The 16,685-nt window shown below is 52.2% G+C and carries 19 protein-coding genes; 17 read left to right on the forward strand and 2 right to left on the reverse strand.

From position 1 onward, the window contains the following. Positions 1 to 206 precede the first annotated feature (206 nt). A complete protein-coding gene (locus EDM54_RS19975) occupies positions 207 to 704 on the reverse strand; it encodes a GNAT family N-acetyltransferase (RefSeq protein ID WP_024982903.1) in 498 nt (165 codons plus the stop codon). A 241-nt stretch (positions 705 to 945) separates the two neighbouring features. Here EDM54_RS19975 and EDM54_RS19980 point away from each other — a divergent pair, with 241 nt between their 5' ends. From EDM54_RS19980 to EDM54_RS20045, 14 genes are all read left to right on the forward strand, one after another. Continuing rightward, the gene (locus tag EDM54_RS19980) at positions 946 to 2,187 is read left to right on the forward strand and encodes a DNA polymerase IV (protein WP_122958698.1); all 1,242 of its coding nucleotides are present in this window, start codon (positions 946 to 948) and stop codon (positions 2,185 to 2,187) included. Next, positions 2,184 to 2,624: a YhjD family protein gene (locus EDM54_RS19985; protein ID WP_003386107.1), complete on the forward strand. Its 441-nt coding sequence runs from the start codon at positions 2,184 to 2,186 to the stop codon at positions 2,622 to 2,624. The genes EDM54_RS19980 and EDM54_RS19985 overlap by 4 nt, the downstream gene beginning before the upstream one ends. Continuing rightward, a complete protein-coding gene (locus EDM54_RS19990) occupies positions 2,621 to 2,971 on the forward strand; it encodes a YolD-like family protein (protein WP_122958699.1) in 351 nt (116 codons plus the stop codon). Before EDM54_RS19985 ends, EDM54_RS19990 begins: the two co-directional genes overlap by 4 nt. Positions 2,972 to 3,038: 67 nt before the next feature. Further along, positions 3,039 to 3,824 (forward strand): C39 family peptidase, encoded by a 786-nt coding sequence (locus EDM54_RS19995; RefSeq protein WP_052259637.1) that lies wholly within the window; start codon positions 3,039 to 3,041, stop codon positions 3,822 to 3,824. A gap of 217 nt (positions 3,825 to 4,041) precedes the next feature. Continuing rightward, positions 4,042 to 4,326: a hypothetical protein gene (locus tag EDM54_RS20000; RefSeq protein WP_003386104.1), complete on the forward strand. Its 285-nt coding sequence runs from the start codon at positions 4,042 to 4,044 to the stop codon at positions 4,324 to 4,326. A 346-nt stretch (positions 4,327 to 4,672) separates the two neighbouring features. Further along, positions 4,673 to 5,401, forward strand: coding sequence for an EAL domain-containing protein (locus EDM54_RS20005; protein ID WP_003386103.1), 729 nt, complete (start codon positions 4,673 to 4,675; stop codon positions 5,399 to 5,401). 28 nt (positions 5,402 to 5,429) lie between these two features. Beyond that, on the forward strand, positions 5,430 to 5,783 hold the full coding sequence (locus EDM54_RS20010) for a hypothetical protein (RefSeq protein ID WP_003386102.1): 354 nt from the start codon (positions 5,430 to 5,432) through the stop codon (positions 5,781 to 5,783). Further along, positions 5,780 to 6,598 (forward strand): CBS domain-containing protein, encoded by an 819-nt coding sequence (locus EDM54_RS20015; RefSeq protein WP_003386101.1) that lies wholly within the window; start codon positions 5,780 to 5,782, stop codon positions 6,596 to 6,598. Before EDM54_RS20010 ends, EDM54_RS20015 begins: the two co-directional genes overlap by 4 nt. A gap of 311 nt (positions 6,599 to 6,909) precedes the next feature. After that, positions 6,910 to 7,986, forward strand: a complete 1,077-nt coding sequence (locus EDM54_RS20020) for a hypothetical protein (protein ID WP_122958700.1) — start codon at positions 6,910 to 6,912, stop codon at positions 7,984 to 7,986. Between the two features lie 171 nt (positions 7,987 to 8,157). After that, positions 8,158 to 9,150 carry a DUF7847 domain-containing protein gene (locus tag EDM54_RS20025; RefSeq protein ID WP_003386097.1) on the forward strand — a complete coding sequence of 331 codons (993 nt, stop codon included), beginning with the start codon at positions 8,158 to 8,160 and terminating at the stop codon, positions 9,148 to 9,150. Next, positions 9,147 to 9,782: a DUF4129 domain-containing protein gene (locus tag EDM54_RS20030; protein WP_003386095.1), complete on the forward strand. Its 636-nt coding sequence runs from the start codon at positions 9,147 to 9,149 to the stop codon at positions 9,780 to 9,782. The genes EDM54_RS20025 and EDM54_RS20030 overlap by 4 nt, the downstream gene beginning before the upstream one ends. After that, positions 9,766 to 10,893, forward strand: coding sequence for a DUF4350 domain-containing protein (locus EDM54_RS20035; RefSeq protein WP_003386094.1), 1,128 nt, complete (start codon positions 9,766 to 9,768; stop codon positions 10,891 to 10,893). Before EDM54_RS20030 ends, EDM54_RS20035 begins: the two co-directional genes overlap by 17 nt. Before the next feature lie 8 nt (positions 10,894 to 10,901). Beyond that, complete coding sequence (locus tag EDM54_RS20040) at positions 10,902 to 11,822, forward strand: AAA family ATPase (protein WP_031932939.1); 921 nt, start codon at positions 10,902 to 10,904, stop codon at positions 11,820 to 11,822. After that, on the forward strand, positions 11,773 to 13,143 hold the full coding sequence (locus EDM54_RS20045; protein WP_024982964.1) for a DUF58 domain-containing protein: 1,371 nt from the start codon (positions 11,773 to 11,775) through the stop codon (positions 13,141 to 13,143). The genes EDM54_RS20040 and EDM54_RS20045 overlap by 50 nt, the downstream gene beginning before the upstream one ends. On the opposite strand, the gene EDM54_RS20050 is transcribed toward EDM54_RS20045, so the two are convergent. Then, the gene (locus EDM54_RS20050) at positions 13,110 to 14,102 is read right to left on the reverse strand and encodes a stage II sporulation protein M (RefSeq protein ID WP_031932938.1); all 993 of its coding nucleotides are present in this window, start codon (positions 14,100 to 14,102) and stop codon (positions 13,110 to 13,112) included. The two genes, EDM54_RS20045 and EDM54_RS20050, sit on opposite strands and share 34 nt — an antisense overlap. A gap of 64 nt (positions 14,103 to 14,166) precedes the next feature. On the opposite strand from EDM54_RS20050, the gene EDM54_RS20055 reads away from it, so the two are divergent. The 3 genes from EDM54_RS20055 to EDM54_RS20065 all read left to right on the forward strand — a co-directional run bounded on the left by EDM54_RS20055 (position 14,167) and on the right by EDM54_RS20065 (position 16,664). Further along, entirely contained in the window at positions 14,167 to 14,991 is an 825-nt protein-coding gene (locus EDM54_RS20055) for an RDD family protein (RefSeq protein ID WP_003386090.1), read from the forward strand. Positions 14,992 to 15,094: 103 nt separating this feature from the next. Beyond that, the gene (locus EDM54_RS20060; RefSeq protein WP_003386089.1) at positions 15,095 to 15,607 is read left to right on the forward strand and encodes a coiled-coil domain-containing protein; all 513 of its coding nucleotides are present in this window, start codon (positions 15,095 to 15,097) and stop codon (positions 15,605 to 15,607) included. Beyond that, positions 15,597 to 16,664, forward strand: a complete 1,068-nt coding sequence (locus EDM54_RS20065) for a phosphodiester glycosidase family protein (RefSeq protein WP_170208355.1) — start codon at positions 15,597 to 15,599, stop codon at positions 16,662 to 16,664. Before EDM54_RS20060 ends, EDM54_RS20065 begins: the two co-directional genes overlap by 11 nt. Positions 16,665 to 16,685 lie beyond the last annotated feature (21 nt).

The following is a 16,685-nucleotide window of genomic DNA, read 5'->3' on the forward strand; positions in this document are numbered from 1 at the left end:
TGTGAAGACCAGCTTGAATTCTGCAAGACGAGAAAAACGGTCGGCAAGTGGAATTAGCGGATGGTGCTATATTCGCTAATTCCACCACCCGGCAAGCATTTTGCAAGCACGAGAGTCTCCACTTTCCTTTTCTTCCCGGCTTGCGTTTCCTTGCACCTTCATCTTTTGCACCATTATCTTTGCTTTTGGCGTATAACTCCGTTCAGTCAAGTTTGCGTCCAGCTTTTGTACTCGCGTGCCAGCATGGAGAGGACAATCAGCGATTCGTACCGATCGTTCGTTTTGAGACACTCCCGCAATTTTCCCTCCATGATAAAGCCTTCCGACAGGTAGAGCTGAAGCGCTCGTCGATTTTCCTCCTTGACGTCCAGCCAGAGGCGGTTGGCCCCCCACTCGTCAAAAGCCAGCCTTTTGATCTCCTGCAGCACCTTGCGCCCGTATCCTTTTCTTTTTTCGGAGATGGTAATCCGCATGAATTCGATACTCGCGTGCGGATTGGCCAGTCCGGCCAGGATCACGTATCCCACGCTGTTCCCCTTCTTCGCATCTTCTACAATCAAATGGCGGATATCCGGGTTTGCGAGAGACTGCTCATGCCGCGTGCTCTCCCACGGCAGGATGTAAGCGCGGTTTTCCTCCATCTGTTCGGTTTCGTATACATACGGTATATCTGCCAATGCAGTGGGACGCAGACGAATGTCCATCCTTTTCTCCTTTCTGCTCGTGAAGCTCCTGATCCGGCTTGCTGCTCGTTACGGGATGTCCATCCGGGCGCTCCACCGGTTCCTTCGCTTTTGATGCTTACTAATTTCTCTCCTGTCAGGCGACTTCCTTCAATTTCCAGCCCTTTTTTAAAAGTACATGGTATAAAAGCGAACATCTGTTTGCTATAATAAGAACAGAAATGAAACGGGAACATTTGTTCCTATTCAGGGGATGGTTGTAATGGCTCATGACAACAAACGGATTATTTTTCTCGCTGACATGCAGAGCTTTTATGCCAGTATCGAAAAAGCGGCTCAGCCGAAGCTGCGCGACAAACCGATCGTCGTAGCAGGCGATCCCGAACGAAGAAGCGGGGTGGTCCTCGCTGCTTGCCCGATTGCCAAGTCGTACGGCGTCACCACGGCAGAAGCCTTGTGGCAGGCTCAGCAAAAGTGCCGCCATCTGGTCGTGGTTCGCCCGAGGATGGAGACCTATATCCGTGTGGCTGTACAAATTACTCGCATATTCGAGTCGTTTACCGATCTGGTGGAGCCGTATTCCATCGACGAGCAGTTTTTGGATGTGACGGGAAGTGTCCGGCTGTTTGGAGGTCCGTGGAAAATCGCAGAGGAGATCCAGCGGCGCATCCGCTTGGAAACAGGAGTACATTCACGGGTCGGTATTGGAGAAAACAAGGTGCTGGCCAAAATGGCGTGCGACAATTTCGCCAAGAAGCGGGAGGAAGGCATTTTCTGGCTGAAGCGGGAGGAGCTTGCAGAGACGCTCTGGAAGCTGCCGATTGAAAAATTGTTTGGAGTAGGCTCGCGGATGAAACGGCATTTTCATCGCATGGGCGTATACCAGATCGGGCAGCTGGCGCAGCTCTCGCCCGCTGTGTTGACCCGGCGCTGGGGCGTCAATGGGGAGGTGCTGTGGCGTACGGCGCACGGCATGGATGACTCGCCCGTTTCGCCTCGTACGCATGATACCCAGAAGGGGATCGGTCACCACATGACGCTGCCGCGCGACTACCATACAGCTGCTGACATCAAGGTGGTGCTGCTTGAGCTGTGTGAAGAGGTATGCCGCAGGGCCCGCAGCAAAGAGCTGATGGGCTGGGTGGTATCGGTTGGATGCCGGGGAGCCGACTTTGACGTGCCGACAGGATTTGGACGTCAGCTCAAGCTGCCGGAGCCGACCAATGACGCGATGACGCTTTACGAAGCTGTCTGCCGCCTGTTTGACCGGCACTGGCAGGAAACCCCTGTTCGCAGCGTCGGCGTCAGTCTGGAGCAGCTGGTGCCTGACAACGTGGTTCAGCTCAACCTCTTTACCGATACTCAGAAGCAGCGTTCACTTGCCCGAGCTGTAGACGATATCCGCAATCGCTACGGAGCGGATGCGATTTTGCGTGCCGCTTCCATGTCGGGAGCCGGGCAGGCTCGTGAGCGTGCTCGCAAGATCGGGGGGCACTATAAATGACGGAGAGGCAGGACGCTGAGGAAGAGCAAGAACTGGTCCGCTTGTACGTGTTGTTTGGCCTGTTGTTTCGGGTTGCGATGGTCGATATGGGAAAGGGGCGGACCGTTCCCTTCAAAATTTCGTACGACTGGTTTTTTCAGGAGCTGTCCCGCTGGGCAGAGCGGGAGCATCATCAGTTGCGGCGCCGGCTTCGGCAGATGGGCTGCATTTTGCTGACGGCGACCCGGCAGGATGGCACCTATGTGGTACAGTACCGACATCGCGGATATGTCAGGGAAGCGGTCTATTCCATCGAAGTGCTTCGCTCCGAGTGTCAGGAATTGGCCCGCTCCTGGATGACGGCAAGGCCGAAATCCTTTGCGGATGAACCGCGAGCAATGTTTCAGAGGCGAGAGGAAGAACAAGGCGCAGTCAGCAAAGAGGAGAGAAGGACATGAGGGAAAAGCGCGTTTCCAAACGGGATAATTTGTTTGTGGCAAGCCGTTTTGTGCTGCCGGAGCACCGTGAGATGTACATCAGGATCAAAGCGGAAGAGCTTCGTTATGTGCCGCCTGGGCTCGACGAGGAGCAGATGGCTGAAATAAGCGGGCGTATCTGGGAGGCACTGCAAACAGGTCAGGGTGTCGTGCTGACGTATTACGATGGAAAAAGTGCTTGCGGTTTGACGGGGAAAATCGCCCACGTCGATCAGGCATTAAAAAAGATAAAGCTGCACACGGATAAGAAGACCGTCTGGATTCCCTTTTCCAGCCTGCTTGCGGTAGAGCTGGAAGCGATCTCCTGAGAGAGTCTGTACATGGACTGCACGACTCCAGGGCATCCTGTGGATAAAATCGAAGGGGATCAATTCCGTGAGACAAACGGCCATTGCCACTCTGACGGCATGGGGAGTTTTGCTGACGGGATGCGGTGCAGCAGCGCCGCAAACCGAACAATCCCAGCCTGTTCCAAGCAGCGAGCGACTAAGCAGCAAGCACCCAAGCAGCGAACAATCAGCGATTCCGGCACCGCGGCTGGCCTTGCATACAAATACAGCCAGACCCGCTCAAGCGATGCTGGATATTCCCGTTATCGCGCAAAATCCGGAATTAAAGAACGGCTGCGAGGTGACGAGCTTGGCGATGCTGCTGCAGCATGCCGGTCATTCCGTAGATAAAATGACACTGGCCCGGCAAGTTAAAAAGGACCCGGAACCGATCGTTCAGCAAAATGGCGATATCAAAAAATGGGGGGATCCGGCTGAAGGCTTTGTCGGGGATATGACAGGAAAGAAAAAAGGCTTTGCCGTCTACAATAAACCGCTGGAGGAACTGCTTCGGCATTATATGGGGGAGCGGACGGTCAATCTGACTGGAGAAAGCTACGAGACGCTGCTGGACAGTGTAGCCGCAGGGTATCCCGTAGTCATATGGGCGACCGGAGACTTTACGCCGCCGACTGAGTGGGAGTACTGGGACAGCGACGGCAAACAGATCGTGGTTCCTTTTGACGAGCATGCCGTACTGCTGGTCGGATACGATGAGACTTACGCCTATGTCAACGATCCGCTGACAGTAAAAAAACAGCGGAGAGTAGCTCACCAGGCGCTGAAGAACAGTTGGGAAGCATTGGGAAAACAAGCGGTCACCTATCGGTAAAAATAGGGAGGACAAGGACAAACAGCGAAAAACAGCGGCCCGCGGTGAAAAGTTGTGTGCGGTGACGAGGGAAGGGTCTTAAAAACGATAAGCGGGGAAAAACCGGATTTTTTCGCAGATTATTGTTCAAAACGCATTTTGCCAGAAGGGAATGTTTCCTTGTATCGTTAGAATGTCTTAACTGATCAAACTTGATGGGAACCAAAGGGGATTGTACATGTTAGCACAAGAAATGGGTGTCATTTTCACGAAGCACGTGGGGCACATGACCGCCAAGCGCTGGACTGACTTTATCCAGCAGTTGGAGAGCAAGGGGCTGTACGTCGTGATCGAGACAGACACAAACGGGCGAGTGATGAGCCCTCTCGGCGGCCTGATGCCAATGCCATGCAAAAGTGAGACGCTCCAAATTTTCACGTCCGACGAGCTGCAGCAGCGGGGGTTGCCCGTCGGCCATCACATCGTCACAAAGAGCAAGGCAAGCGGAAACCTGACGACATAAAACCGCAAGCCAAACAAAATCGACAAGAACGAACCTTTCTTCACCGAGAGTCGGCTGGGGAAAGGTTTTTTTGCGCTCAAAAGAAAGCGTTTACTCCATAAAAATATCCTTGCCAACAGAAAAAAATAATCAGGTAGTTCAAATTACATAAAAAAGAAAAGGAATTAGGTAAAAATTAGCGAATAATTAGGGATAATGGAGCTATTTGTCAAAAGGACTCTTTGTGAATAGTGAGTCTATTTACCTAAATAGATGATCGGGCTGGTTGTACAACCAGCTGGCGTGTCCGTTTGAAGAGGGTGCAGGGTACGATCATTTTAATCAAACATGTAAGGAAGGTAAGACGATGGAGAGCATAGCAGAATTTATTGAAAATCGACGATTCTACCACGTATTCCAGCCGATTTGTCACCTTCCGGAAAAAAAGGTTATAGGATATGAAGCGCTGATTCGCAGCGTATCCCCTATCGGCCCTGAAGCATTGTTCCAAAAGGCGACTGAACAGAATAAGTTATTTGAATTGGATACCCTGTCTATTTCACAGGCATTGACTGTTTTTTTCATGCCCCAGCAGAGGCAGGAAAAAAGAGAGTTTCTCTTTGTCAACATTTATCCGTCTACGATCGTGGAGGATCAGTTTCCGGCATTTATTGATGGCATCATGAGCAGGTTTCGTCCCAATCTGAGCAAAATTGTTCTGGAAATCAACGAATCCATCGTAGAGCGAAAAATATGGCTGAACCCGCTGTTTACGAGAAGAATCGCCATGCTTAGAAAGATCGGCTTCAAGATCGCGCTGGATGACGTCGGAGAAGGAGCGACAACCTTTCGCAAGATTGTCGAGATCTCCCCTGATTTTATTAAAATGGACAAGTTCTTTTCAGATGGCTTGGCCCATTCAGGAAAGAAACAAAAAATCGTACAGCTTTTGGTTGAGTACTGCCGGGATGAAGCTGAGCTTATTTTGGAAGGGATTGAGCGCGAGGAGGATTTTTGCTGCGCCGCGAGCCTCGGCGTAAAAACCGGTCAGGGCTACTACCTCGGGAAACCGGGACGACTGAATCGATATTCATGAAAAGTGTACATACTGGAGGAAATATGTGATGAGTGACAGAAACGTGTATTCCCGGAAAGCGACGCTTTCTCTACGAATCTCGGAATTCGAGGTTCCGCCGATGCAGGATCTCTTAATCGTAGGAAGAAAAGCCCCCATTGGGCCAGAGGCCGTCAGGCGGATGGCAGAGGCGCTTTCGCCGGAGCAATTTACTTTGGTGAAGATAGATCATCCGAGAATTGAGGCTGTCCTCATCCGAAATTCGCTGATGCAGATGCTGGATAGAGATGTGTTGATGAACATTATTCTGGAGGAAGCAGAAAACATGATCAGCGATTCGATGGTTCTTCGCTCTGAGTTGAAAATCGCTGTTTCTGTTCAGCGCGAGGTGGATCTGTCATGAAGGTCTCCGAAATCATGACTACTTCCGTTCACACCATTACGTCGGGAAGAAGTGTTTCCTATGCGGCGGAGCAAATGAATGAATGGAAGATCGGGTCGCTGATTGTAGTCGATCACGACCAGGTACAGGGAATCATCACTTCCCGGGATGTCCGATCATCCCATCCCAATCGGATCGTAGCAGATGCCATGACTCCCAATCCCGTCACGATCAGTCCCGATCACGACATTTGGGACGCCTATCGCATGCTCACGGAGAATCAGATTGAACGGATTCTCGTCATGGACAAGACAGAGATGAAGGGGCTGGTGACTCGCGAAGAAGTGATGCGAAAGCTGGCTGAGTTCATGGATTCGCATACAGGCTTGTACCGGGCTCCCTATATACAGTACATTGGAGAGGAGTTCCTCAAACAGCGTCAGCCGTTCCACCTGATTTTTGTGGACATAAACGATTTCGGTCGAATCAATAAAGAATACGGCCATCCATTTGGCGATGACGTGATTCGGACTTTATCTCAACGGCTTTCCGCGCTCGCCAAGGAGAAATACGACTATTTGTGCCGGTATGCTGGCGATGAATTTGTGCTGATATCGTTAGCGGATCAAGAGCAAGTAGAGGAATATCTCGAGGAGATCGGACGGCCAATGGTGCTTGAAGGAGTATCCATATCGGTTGCTGTCGGACATGTGGACGGATGCAAGGAGCCGGATTTTTTCAGCCATAGCTTAAAGGAGCTGCTGCGAAAGGTGAGTCTGATCTCGTCGTACAATAAACAGTTCAAGGAAGAATATGCGGCAAGTATAAACCGGTAGGGGCGGGGAGAGGAAGAGGGGATTCGATCTTTTTCAAGAAAATGGGCCTGTTTCTTTACATAGAAAACACCAATCCAAGGCAATGTTGCCTGACTTGCCAGCAACCTACGAAGGAAATTCCCGAGCCTTTTTCATATAATAGAACCATTCACGTACTATGCCTCCGGCTATTGATTCAATGGCTGGAGGATTTTTTTTGCTCGTGTGAACTCTGTATATTTACATAACTGGAAAATGGATGAAAAGTCGATTTGTTTCGCTATAATAAAAGAAAATGACCTAAGCCATATGGCCGAGGAGGATTGTAAGGTATGAAGCGCTTCAGATGGTTTCCGGGAAGCAACAAAGCCAGTTGGTCAATGTTTGTTTGGACCGCCGTGTTGGCTGTTGGACTTGGCTTCTTTTGCGTTCAACCAGCAACTGCGGAAGAAACAGCGAGTGAACTGGAGAGTCAGCTTCGTTTAACACCAGACTACAAGCAATATAATTACGAACAAGAGATTACAGCCATAGCCATGACGGAGAAAAAGGGCGATTTGGTCCAGGTCGAGATGTCCATCGACAATTACGGTGAGAAAGGAGAACGACTGGATATTCCTGTGAAAACCGAAGAGGTCGACGGCCAGTATGTCTCAAAGGGTGTCTTTTCGACGGGAAGTCGAATCACTTCTTATAAGCTCGTGTACAAAATCGTTATGGATGACGGAGAGCAAAAGTGGTTCGGACATGCGAGCAAAATGATCCAAGTTGACAATATGCCGCCCATGAATCCTTCTGTAGAGTCCATCTTTAAAATTGAGCAGAAAGAATATTATAAGGTAGGCGAGCCGATCAAGTTTACTGTCTATACACCCAATAAAGGTAAACTCGTATCCGAGCCGAAGTTTATGTTTTTCTTTAATTCTGTTGATCAATCACAGCCTGTAGAGGAATTGGAGACTGAGTTGGATCCAAAAAACAACCAGTACGTGACGACGGGGACGTTTACTCCAAAAATACCGGGAGTTTACAAGCCATTTTTCTTTGCGGGTATGGAGGACGAAGAGACAGGCGAGACAATTGAGGCAAGCGCCGTCACCGAGTTTACCGTCGAGGACCATGACAAGATACTTGTCTCTCTCAGTCCGGGCACAGCGACCATGAAAGCGGGAGACGAAATTTACCTGGTAGCTTACTACAAGATCGGCAAATGGGAGGATCATAAAATCTCCTGGAATTACAAGGCAGAGGAAATTACGCGGCAATACGACAAAAAGCGGGGAATCCAGAAGGTTGTGATCCGCTTTGTCCCCAAACGAAAAGGGACGTTTACGTTTGAAGTGAAGGTAGAACAAGAGGACGGCGAAAAGCGGGGAGCGGCGAGTGCGGTGATCCGCGTCACGGAATAGAAAAATGGAGTCGAAAAAGCACTGCACATCAAAAGGAGCAGTGCTTTCTTTTTGCAAGGGCTTCGTGTTCCGACATGATGTGTCAAATAGAGAGGAATTTTTTCAAAAAAGAGGAAAATCGTGTATAATGGTCGGGTAATCCCAAATACAGAGATGGTGGAGGTTTCACGAATGGATCGAAAGCGGCTTGAACCCATGGGAGTGGGGGGCTTATTGGACCGGAGCTTTTCGGTGTACCGCCAACATTTTACCACGTTTTTTCTGTTGGCACTAATCCTGTTTGCTCCGCTGCTGTTGCTGCAGGAGGTACTGCTCAATGACGTAGGCAGCATGCCGCTGTTGGTATCGGACGATGATTCGAGCAGTTTTGAAGAGTTTTTGCAAAACCGTTTTATCCAATCGGATGAGGCAATGACGGACGACATCGGGAAATTGCTGGTGTATTTGCTGTTGTGGCTGCCGCTGAGTATCCTGCTGGTCTATCCGCAGCTGCAGGGAGCGACGCTGCTTGTTACTCAGGCTGCTGTGTACGGGGAATCGATCTCGCTGAAGGCTTCTTTGAAGCAATCATTTGGAAGGTTCTGGCCGATGGCAGGAAGCACGGTCGTCTATATGTTGATTGCAATTGGCATTATGCTCGCGTTTGGCGTGGCTATTTTTCTATTGTCGATGCTGGGGATTGGCATTGGCAGCTTGTTTGAGTTTGACGACCCGAATCCGGTTGTCATCGTCATCTTCGCCATCTTGGCCTATCTGCTGTTTTTGGTCCTGATGATTCTGGTTCCCGGGTATTTTCTCCTGCGCTGGGCGTTTTTTCTGCCGGTTGTCCTGGTGGAACGCGACGGGATCGGGATCGGACGGAGCTGGAGGCTGACGAAGGGGAACTTCTGGCGGTTAGTCGGGCTGTACCTGGTGCTCATGGTCATTTATTCGATTTTTTCAGGGGGCATTCAGGCCCTTCTCATGGGTATATTCGGCATATCCGTTTTGGGACAGCTGTTGATGGTTCTGTTCACATGTCTGTTGACTCCGTGGATGATGATCGTTTACTCGCTTGCCTATCTCGATCTGAAAGTACGCCACGACGGAACGGATGTCGAAGCGCTGCTTCAGGAACAGACAGAACCGGCATTTACTGCCCCGGGGGCGGAAGATAGGCCATGATCGATTCGGAAATGCTTACCCAAGACAAGGAAAGGCTTGCGGACATTCTGGCCAGAGACGAATTTGGGGAAGTAAAAAAGCAGGGGAAGAGCTGGCTGGATGCCCTCTTCGAGGAAATCCTCGATACGATTGCCCGCATGCTGCAGTCGGCTGATGTCAGTCCGGGGACGGCAAGCGTGTTGTCAAAGGTTATCGTTGCCGCGGCTGTGATTGGCGTCATCGTTTTTCTTTTGATCTGGTGGCGGAGAATGGTCCGCAGGGGCCCGGCGGAGAACCAGTTGCTCGCCCGAGAAGAACGGATCCGCACGTATGCCGATTACTTGCGCGAGGCAAAAGAACGGGGACAAAAAGAAGACTGGCGCGAAGGTGTGCGCTATTCTTTTTTGGCTCTGCTCAGTTTTATGCAGGAGCGCTCTTGGGTTCGGATTGAGAGCTGGAAGACAAATTGGGAGTACCTCGATGAATTGCAGGCAAGGCAACCCGAGTGGGAAACGTTCTTCCGCACACATGCCCGTCTTTTTGAACAGGTTTGGTATGGAAGGGCCGAGCTTGCTCCGGCTGCTTTCTGGGAATCGCTGAGCGAATTGGAGAGGAGATTGCACGGGGAGGGAAAACATGACGAACGCCGCTAAATCAAGACTGGTTCTGGGAGCGGCGATCCTGCTTTTCTTAGTGGCGGGAATCATGCTGCTCAAACCGTCGAGCCAATCGTATTCTGCCTATGTCTCCTTTTCTCCCAACCCCAATGGAACGAAGGCAGTAATGGAGCTGCTGGGACAAAAACGTGAGGCAATCAAGGAATGGAGAAAACCGACGGGATTCCTTCCGGAAGGAACAAGCCAGGCCATGCTGCTTGTAGAACCATATAGCTTGCAGGAGGAAGAACAGGAAGAGCTCCTGCAATGGGTGGAAAAAGGGAATGACTTGCTCATCTTTCAAAGGGAGCCGGAAGGATGGGAGGATGCCGACCTAAGCGTCAGTCTGGTTGGAGGCTACGAGTCGGAACAACGGCGAGTAGAAAGCTCGCTGCTGAACAATCCCGGCTTCGGACAGGCAGATACGGAGTGGAGAATCGATCCTGCGGATGGAATGGAGCCGCTGCTCTCTGACCAGGAGGGGATTCTGGCGGGGCGGAGCCGGGTGGGAGAAGGGACAGTAAGCTTGTTTCTCGTCCCGGAGTGGCTCACGAACGGCAAGATAATGGAACATAACCACTTTGAATTGATCTGGCCGTACCTCCAGGGAGACTGGAGCGTTTTTTGGATAGATGAGTACCATCACGGCTATCAGCAGAGACCGGGAATCCTGGCGATCTATCCGGACTGGCTGATTGCCAGCCTGGCACAGCTCGCCATCGCTCTGCTGCTCTTTATCTGGTGGAAGGGGAAACGCTTTGGCCCCGTCTATACGCTTAGAGAATGGACAGTTCGTCGTGGAGATGAAACGCTTCTGGCGATTTCGAGCTGGTACGAACGGCGACGGCTGGCCAAGGACGCTCTGCAGATTCGGGAGGCGTACCTGCGTCAGTTGCTTGCGGACCGATGGGGATTGCACAAAGGCACGACCGATTACGAAATCGTCCGGGTAGCTGAAAGCCACTGGACAGCGCAAGAGGCCGGCAAGCTGAGCCACGCTCTCGCCCGGCTGGATGACGCAAAGAAAGACCGGCACTACACGGCGAAACGGCTGGTAGCCGACAGCCGGCTTTTAGATGATGTGACCAAGCGATTGGAAAAGGAGTGAAGCAAAACGTGCAGCAATTGCTACAGGAAATGGAGAAGCACGTATTCGGACAACGGCAAAATATCCGCCTGCTGATTACCGCCATGCTGGCTGGAGGCCATGTTCTGCTGGAGGGGGTGCCCGGCATCGGGAAAACCAAAATGGTCCGGACCCTTTCACGGCTGATTGGCGGTGAATACAGAAGGATTCAATTTACGCCTGACCTGATGCCGAGCGACATTGTCGGAAACGTCGTTTTCAATATGCAGCAAAACTCGTTCGAAACCCTTAAAGGACCGATTTTTTCCAATCTGCTGCTGGCGGACGAGATCAACCGTACCCCGCCAAAGACACAGGCAGCGCTGCTGGAAGCAATGGAAGAGCGCCAGGTGACGATAAACGGGGTCACTTACGAGCTGCCGAATCCGTTTTTTGTCATGGCTACCCAAAACCCGGTTGAGTACGAGGGGACCTATGTATTGCCGGAAGCACAGTTGGACCGGTTTTTGTTCAAGCTGCAGGTAGATTATCCGTCACAGGAGCAGGAACTGGAGATATTGAAGCAGCATGTTCCGTTCTTTGCCGAAAAGAAGGAGAGCGAAACGGTCGTATGCGGAATCGAGGAGATTGTTTTGCAGCGGCAAAAGCTGGAGGACGTAGTGGTGGAGGAGCAAATTCTCGCCTACATCACGACGATCATCCGCAAGACGCGGGAGACAAAGAGACTATTGCTGGGAGCCAGTTCGCGTGCAGGCATCGCCGTACTCATGGCAAGCAAGGCATGGGCTTTGCTCGATAACCGGATGTATGTCACACCAGACGATGTCAAGGCTGTCGCCCGTCCAGCCCTCCGTCACCGGCTGATTGTGGCTCCACAAGTGGAATTGGAGGGGGGAAACAGTGACCACATCATCGACGAAACGCTCGCGGCCATTCCGGTCCCTCGTTAACAGGCTGCTGGAAAATGGCGTGCTGCCCACCAAGAGAATGATCATCCTGCTCGGGTGTGGTGCTGCAGTCGCTGCGGCAGGCTCGCTGGCCGGACTCGGTTATGCGCTTTTTTGGATGTACAACGCTTTGCTGCTGTTGGCGAGCATCGCCGACTGGTATACGATGCCCCGAGCAAAGAAGATCGCAGCGGTTCGCAGGCTGCCTGAGCAGACCGACATCGGCCAGGAACTGACGGTGTCAATCGAGCTGGAGAACCACAGCGGTCAACCGATCCTGTTCCGATTGCGAGACGATCTGCCCATCTCCTTTGACCGCCCGGAAGCGGTAGAGGGCATTCTGAAACAAAAGTATGAAACGGTATCGTACACAACGCGAGGAAACGAGCGGGGATTGTTTACGCTGTCCTATTTGTATTTGCGCTATCAGGGAAAAATCCGGCTGTGGGAAAAGCAGGCGAAAATCCCCTGTGAACAAAAGATCAAGGTGTATCCGGATCTCACCGCCGTCCGGGGCTATCTGCAGTCCCTTCAGGACAGCTTGATTGTGGACGGGAAAAAAATTCTCTTGCGTACGAGAAGCGGTACAGAATTTCATGCGATCCGCGAATATGTGCAGGATGATGATCCACGCTACATAAACTGGTCTGCCTCAGCGCGGAGCAGGCGTCTGATGACAAACCAATACCGTCCGGAACAAGGCAAAGTGCTGACGATTCTCCTGGACTGCGGGCGGATGATGGGCGTCGAGCTGGAAGGGAAGACGAAGCTGGATTTGACCATCGAATCGGCGCTCACCTTGGCTGCCGTTGCGTTGAAGCAGGGAGATCAAGTAGCGTTGCTCGCTTTTTCCCACGAAATCAAAACGTATGTGCCGCCTGGCCGCGGGCTCGCCCACCTGCATACGCTCGTCGAAGCGGTGTACGATCTGCAAAGCGATTTTGTCGAATCCAATCCTCTGCAGGCACTGGAGTACCTGCATCGGCAGCAGAAGCGGCGGAGTCTGATCGTCCTCTTCTCCGACATGGAGAATTACTTGCTGGAGGATCAATTGGGAGCATACCTGTGGAGACTGCGGCGAAGTCATTTGCTGCTGCTGCTCTCGCTGGCTGATCCGCTGCTGCATGAGTGGAGCAGGACGGAGACCAAAGACAGCCGTCTGGCGTACATCAAGGCGCTGGCGCAGCGCTTCTGGCTGGACCGCAAAGCGTTTCAACAAAAAATGATCGGCGCGGGCATCCAGGTACTGGACATTCCGGCCGATCAATTGACGCTGACTGTTGTAAACTCTTATTTGGACATCAAGTCGAGAGAAGCGCTCTGACCGCTGCTGCGGCGATGGCGGTACAATCCGTAGAGGTACCAGCCGGCCAAGGCGAGGAGCGTCAGCACGGCCACACTGTACTTCGCCTCCAAAGAGAGCGAAGACGGAGTAATGTACCCTTCGATGATCCCGGCGATGACAAACAGCGGCATCGTGCCCAGCAGCAACTGTGCGGATTCCTTCGCTGCCTGCAAAAACTGAAATTTGCGATGGTAAATGCCGGGTACAAGGAGCCGATAGCCCATGTGGAGTCCGGCTCCTCCGGCAATAAAGATGGCCGTCAGCTCGATCACGCCATGAGGCAGGATGTAAGCCCAGAAGGCATAGCTGCTGTCAGCCTGGCTGTAGACAGATGCCAACGCTCCGACCAACAGGCCGTTGAAAAGCAGCAGGTAAACGGGGAACACGCCGAGCGTAATGCCGCTGATAAAGGCCAGAAATGCCACCTTGATGTTATTCAGCATGATCGCGGTGGACATAAGCGGACTGTTGATGGCATCATGGCCTTCTCCCAGTCGGCTGGGATCGATTTGGGCAGCCATTCCCTCCGGCAGCACGTAATACAGATTCAATGGATCGACCATGACTGCTGCAAAGCCGGAAATTCCGCCAATGGCAAACAGGAGCCCGGCCAGGCCGATGAACCAGATCCGCTTGTGCACCAGCGAAAACAGATGGACCCAAAAAAAGCGGGACAGCTGCCCGAGACTGCTGGACTGCTGTTGATAAGCAATGTTGTGGGCCCGTGCTACCAGTTGGTTTAAATAGCGGGTCACCTCATCGTTTGGATGGTAGGTTCGGATATAAGCCAAATGGGCGGAAGCTTTTTTGTACAGAAGCGTCAGACGGTCTATTTCCACCGCCCCGATAGAACGGGGGCGCTTTTGAAAGTGCTCCAGCAAGCGGTCGAGCTCAGCCCAGGTTGCTTTGTGCGCCTGCCAAAATGATGTCAGATTCACGAAAAGGGCCTCCTTTCAATTTTTTCATAAAGAGTGTAGTGTACAGGAAGGGTGAAGCACCGGCATGAATGAACAACACATACCAAACCAGGCGGGACGAGAAGTTGCCATCGTCACACCGGAGCACGTCCAGCTAAGGTTTCAGACAGCCGGTCTCGGTAGCAGGGCGGCTGCTCATCTGATCGATACAGGGCTGCTTCTCTTGGTTAATATTACTGTATTTATTTTGTTTGGCATAGTTGTTTTTGGAAATGGAGAGGATATTTTCCTGGAGTCGGAGAGCTATGCGATTGCCATTATAATGATCGCGCTGTTCCTGTTCAACTTTGGCTACTTCTTTGTCTGGGAATACTTTCGAGCCGGTCAGACGCCTGGCAAAAAATGGATGAAAATCCGTGTGATTCAGGAGAATGGTCAATCACTAACGTTTTTGTCAGCGGTGATCCGCAATCTGTTTCGGATTATTGACAGCCTGCCGACCGGCTACTTGCTGGGAAGCATCGTTTCGTTTTTTCATCCGCGAGACAAGCGGATCGGCGACCTGGTGGCAGGGACGATCGTTGTGGTCGAGGAAGGCGCGGCCCGTACCCGTTTTCGCGGACGATGGGGCAGACAGGTGGAGAGATGGAAGGCGGAAGCCCCGCCGGTACTGCTCGACGAGCGGCAAAAGCGGGCCATTACACGTGAGGACTGGAACCTGCTGGCAACCTTCGTAGACAGACTTCCCTCTTTGTCTGAGGGGAAACGGATTGAACTGGCCATGCAGATTGTTCGCCGCATCTGCACGCGGATCGATTGGCCGGATGGACAGGCGGCGGAAGCGCATCCGGTCGGGTTTGTCCTGCGGCTTCATGAGCAGCTCAAGCATGAATGGATGATCGGAAGATAAAGATCAGGACGATGGTCCTGATCTTTTGCGCAAAGAGGTGTCGAAAATTGTTTTATGATATAATAAAACCTCATTCTTTGTCACACGAAAGGAGGGGGAACTGATGAGCGACAAAATTTTGTCCGCATCGTCGTCACCATCCACAACGTTACATGCTCCCGATCAAAGCAAGCAGGGAAGACGGAAGCGCAACGGTTTGTTTAAAAGCTTGTTTCAAACGCTAGCGCCCCGCTCGGAGGAGAAACGCTCAGCCGTTCCAATCGTCCTGGCTGTTGTGCTGTGGGGAGGGCTGGCTTGGGCCGGGTACGCTTTTGCCGTACATACATTGGACAAGCAGCAGCAGCTGGTCAGCCAGCAAATTCAGGCGATACAGACGCAGAACGCTCAGCAAATGAAGGCGATGGAGGAGCAGATCGCACTGGTTCAAGATGAGATGAAGCAGGTCCAAAGCGGGCTTTCCAACATCGAGGAGGAGCTGCAGCTCACTGGAGAGACGCTCGGCGGAAGCAATAAGACGAAGCAGGCCCTGCAGGATCGGATCGATCAATTGAACAAACAGCTGGTCGATTTGAAAGCTTCGCTGAAAAAACTGGAGGATGCGGCTCGTGCTTGGTAAGATCCATCGCTTCTTTGCGTTTCTGCTCGCTCCAGCTGTCGGCTTTTTGCTGGCGTTCTCCCAGGCCAATCCGGTAGACAAGCTGCCTTACGAAGGGTTGGCATTATCAGCAAAGGCCGCGAACGAGCAGGTGGCCATGCTGCAGGAGCAAATGAACGAGACGAAAGATCTGCTTCGCAATACGGAACTCCTGATCGAAGACATCCGCGAGCAAGCCACCAAAGAAAAAGAAGAGTACGAGAAGCAGAACCAATCGATCCACAACCTCCTGGAGGCCAGCAAGTCGCAAACGCAAAAATCGGCGGACGTCTTGGACAAGCTCCTGGCCAACATGCTCGGCAACCCGATTGGCCAAACCTTTGGCAAAAATGCAACGGTCAAGGTCTACTCCCTGGAGGAAGCAGGCTATCGGGGGTACATGGCCAAAGTCCGCTTAAACAATCCAAATGCCCTCAAGATGGTGCTCGCGGGCGATTCGGTCAAAAGTCGCGGAGAGACGACGAGTCACGCAGCCCGACGGACTGGCGCCATACTGGCGATCAATGCAGGGGGCTTTATGAGCAAAGGCGGATATTTGACGCCGATTGGCACAACGGTCGTTGACGGCAAGATTCGCACGTTTTCCAATAATACGGATTTGAGCTTCGTCGGCTTTAACAAAAACGGGCGACTGGTGGGAGGAAAGATTTCCTCTCAGGCTGAAATTACCAAGAAGGGCATTTTGCAAGGGGCCAGCTTCCTGCCGACCCTGCTCCAAAACGGCAAGCGGATGACGATACCGAAGCAATGGGCGAATACACGTCAGCCGCGGACACTGATTGGTCACTTTGACAATGGCGACTTGCTGCTGATCGTCATCGACGGCCGGCGCAAGGGGTGGAGCAACGGCGTAACCTTGGAAGAGGCTCAGCGGAAGCTGCAGGAGTTTCACGTCGTGGATGCCTATAATCTGGACGGCGGCGGCTCCAGTGCCTTCTTCTACAACGGCAAGCTGCTGAACCGTCCATCCGGAGGCAAAGAGCGGCCGGTATCTAGCAATTTGGTCATCTTGCCGTAACAGTCATGGGAAGACAGACGA

The sequence above is a fragment of the Brevibacillus borstelensis genome, from assembly GCF_003710865.1.
Classification (GTDB): Bacteria; Bacillota; Bacilli; order Brevibacillales; family Brevibacillaceae; genus Brevibacillus; species Brevibacillus borstelensis.

What these genes read in the sequence shown, in the direction of transcription:
- EDM54_RS19975 (WP_024982903.1), bottom strand. Translation starts at nt 704, where the DNA reads ATGGACATTCGTCTGCGTCCCACTGCATTGGCAGATATACCGTATGTA.
- EDM54_RS19980 (WP_122958698.1), top strand. Translation starts at nt 946, where the DNA reads ATGGCTCATGACAACAAACGGATTATTTTTCTCGCTGACATGCAGAGC.
- EDM54_RS19985 (WP_003386107.1), top strand. Translation starts at nt 2,184, where the DNA reads ATGACGGAGAGGCAGGACGCTGAGGAAGAGCAAGAACTGGTCCGCTTG.
- EDM54_RS19990 (WP_122958699.1), top strand. Translation starts at nt 2,621, where the DNA reads ATGAGGGAAAAGCGCGTTTCCAAACGGGATAATTTGTTTGTGGCAAGC.
- EDM54_RS20000 (WP_003386104.1), top strand. Translation starts at nt 4,042, where the DNA reads ATGTTAGCACAAGAAATGGGTGTCATTTTCACGAAGCACGTGGGGCAC.
- EDM54_RS20005 (WP_003386103.1), top strand. Translation starts at nt 4,673, where the DNA reads ATGGAGAGCATAGCAGAATTTATTGAAAATCGACGATTCTACCACGTA.
- EDM54_RS20010 (WP_003386102.1), top strand. Translation starts at nt 5,430, where the DNA reads ATGAGTGACAGAAACGTGTATTCCCGGAAAGCGACGCTTTCTCTACGA.
- EDM54_RS20015 (WP_003386101.1), top strand. Translation starts at nt 5,780, where the DNA reads ATGAAGGTCTCCGAAATCATGACTACTTCCGTTCACACCATTACGTCG.
- EDM54_RS20020 (WP_122958700.1), top strand. Translation starts at nt 6,910, where the DNA reads ATGAAGCGCTTCAGATGGTTTCCGGGAAGCAACAAAGCCAGTTGGTCA.
- EDM54_RS20025 (WP_003386097.1), top strand. Translation starts at nt 8,158, where the DNA reads ATGGATCGAAAGCGGCTTGAACCCATGGGAGTGGGGGGCTTATTGGAC.
- EDM54_RS20030 (WP_003386095.1), top strand. Translation starts at nt 9,147, where the DNA reads ATGATCGATTCGGAAATGCTTACCCAAGACAAGGAAAGGCTTGCGGAC.
- EDM54_RS20035 (WP_003386094.1), top strand. Translation starts at nt 9,766, where the DNA reads ATGACGAACGCCGCTAAATCAAGACTGGTTCTGGGAGCGGCGATCCTG.
- EDM54_RS20055 (WP_003386090.1), top strand. Translation starts at nt 14,167, where the DNA reads ATGAATGAACAACACATACCAAACCAGGCGGGACGAGAAGTTGCCATC.
- EDM54_RS20060 (WP_003386089.1), top strand. Translation starts at nt 15,095, where the DNA reads ATGAGCGACAAAATTTTGTCCGCATCGTCGTCACCATCCACAACGTTA.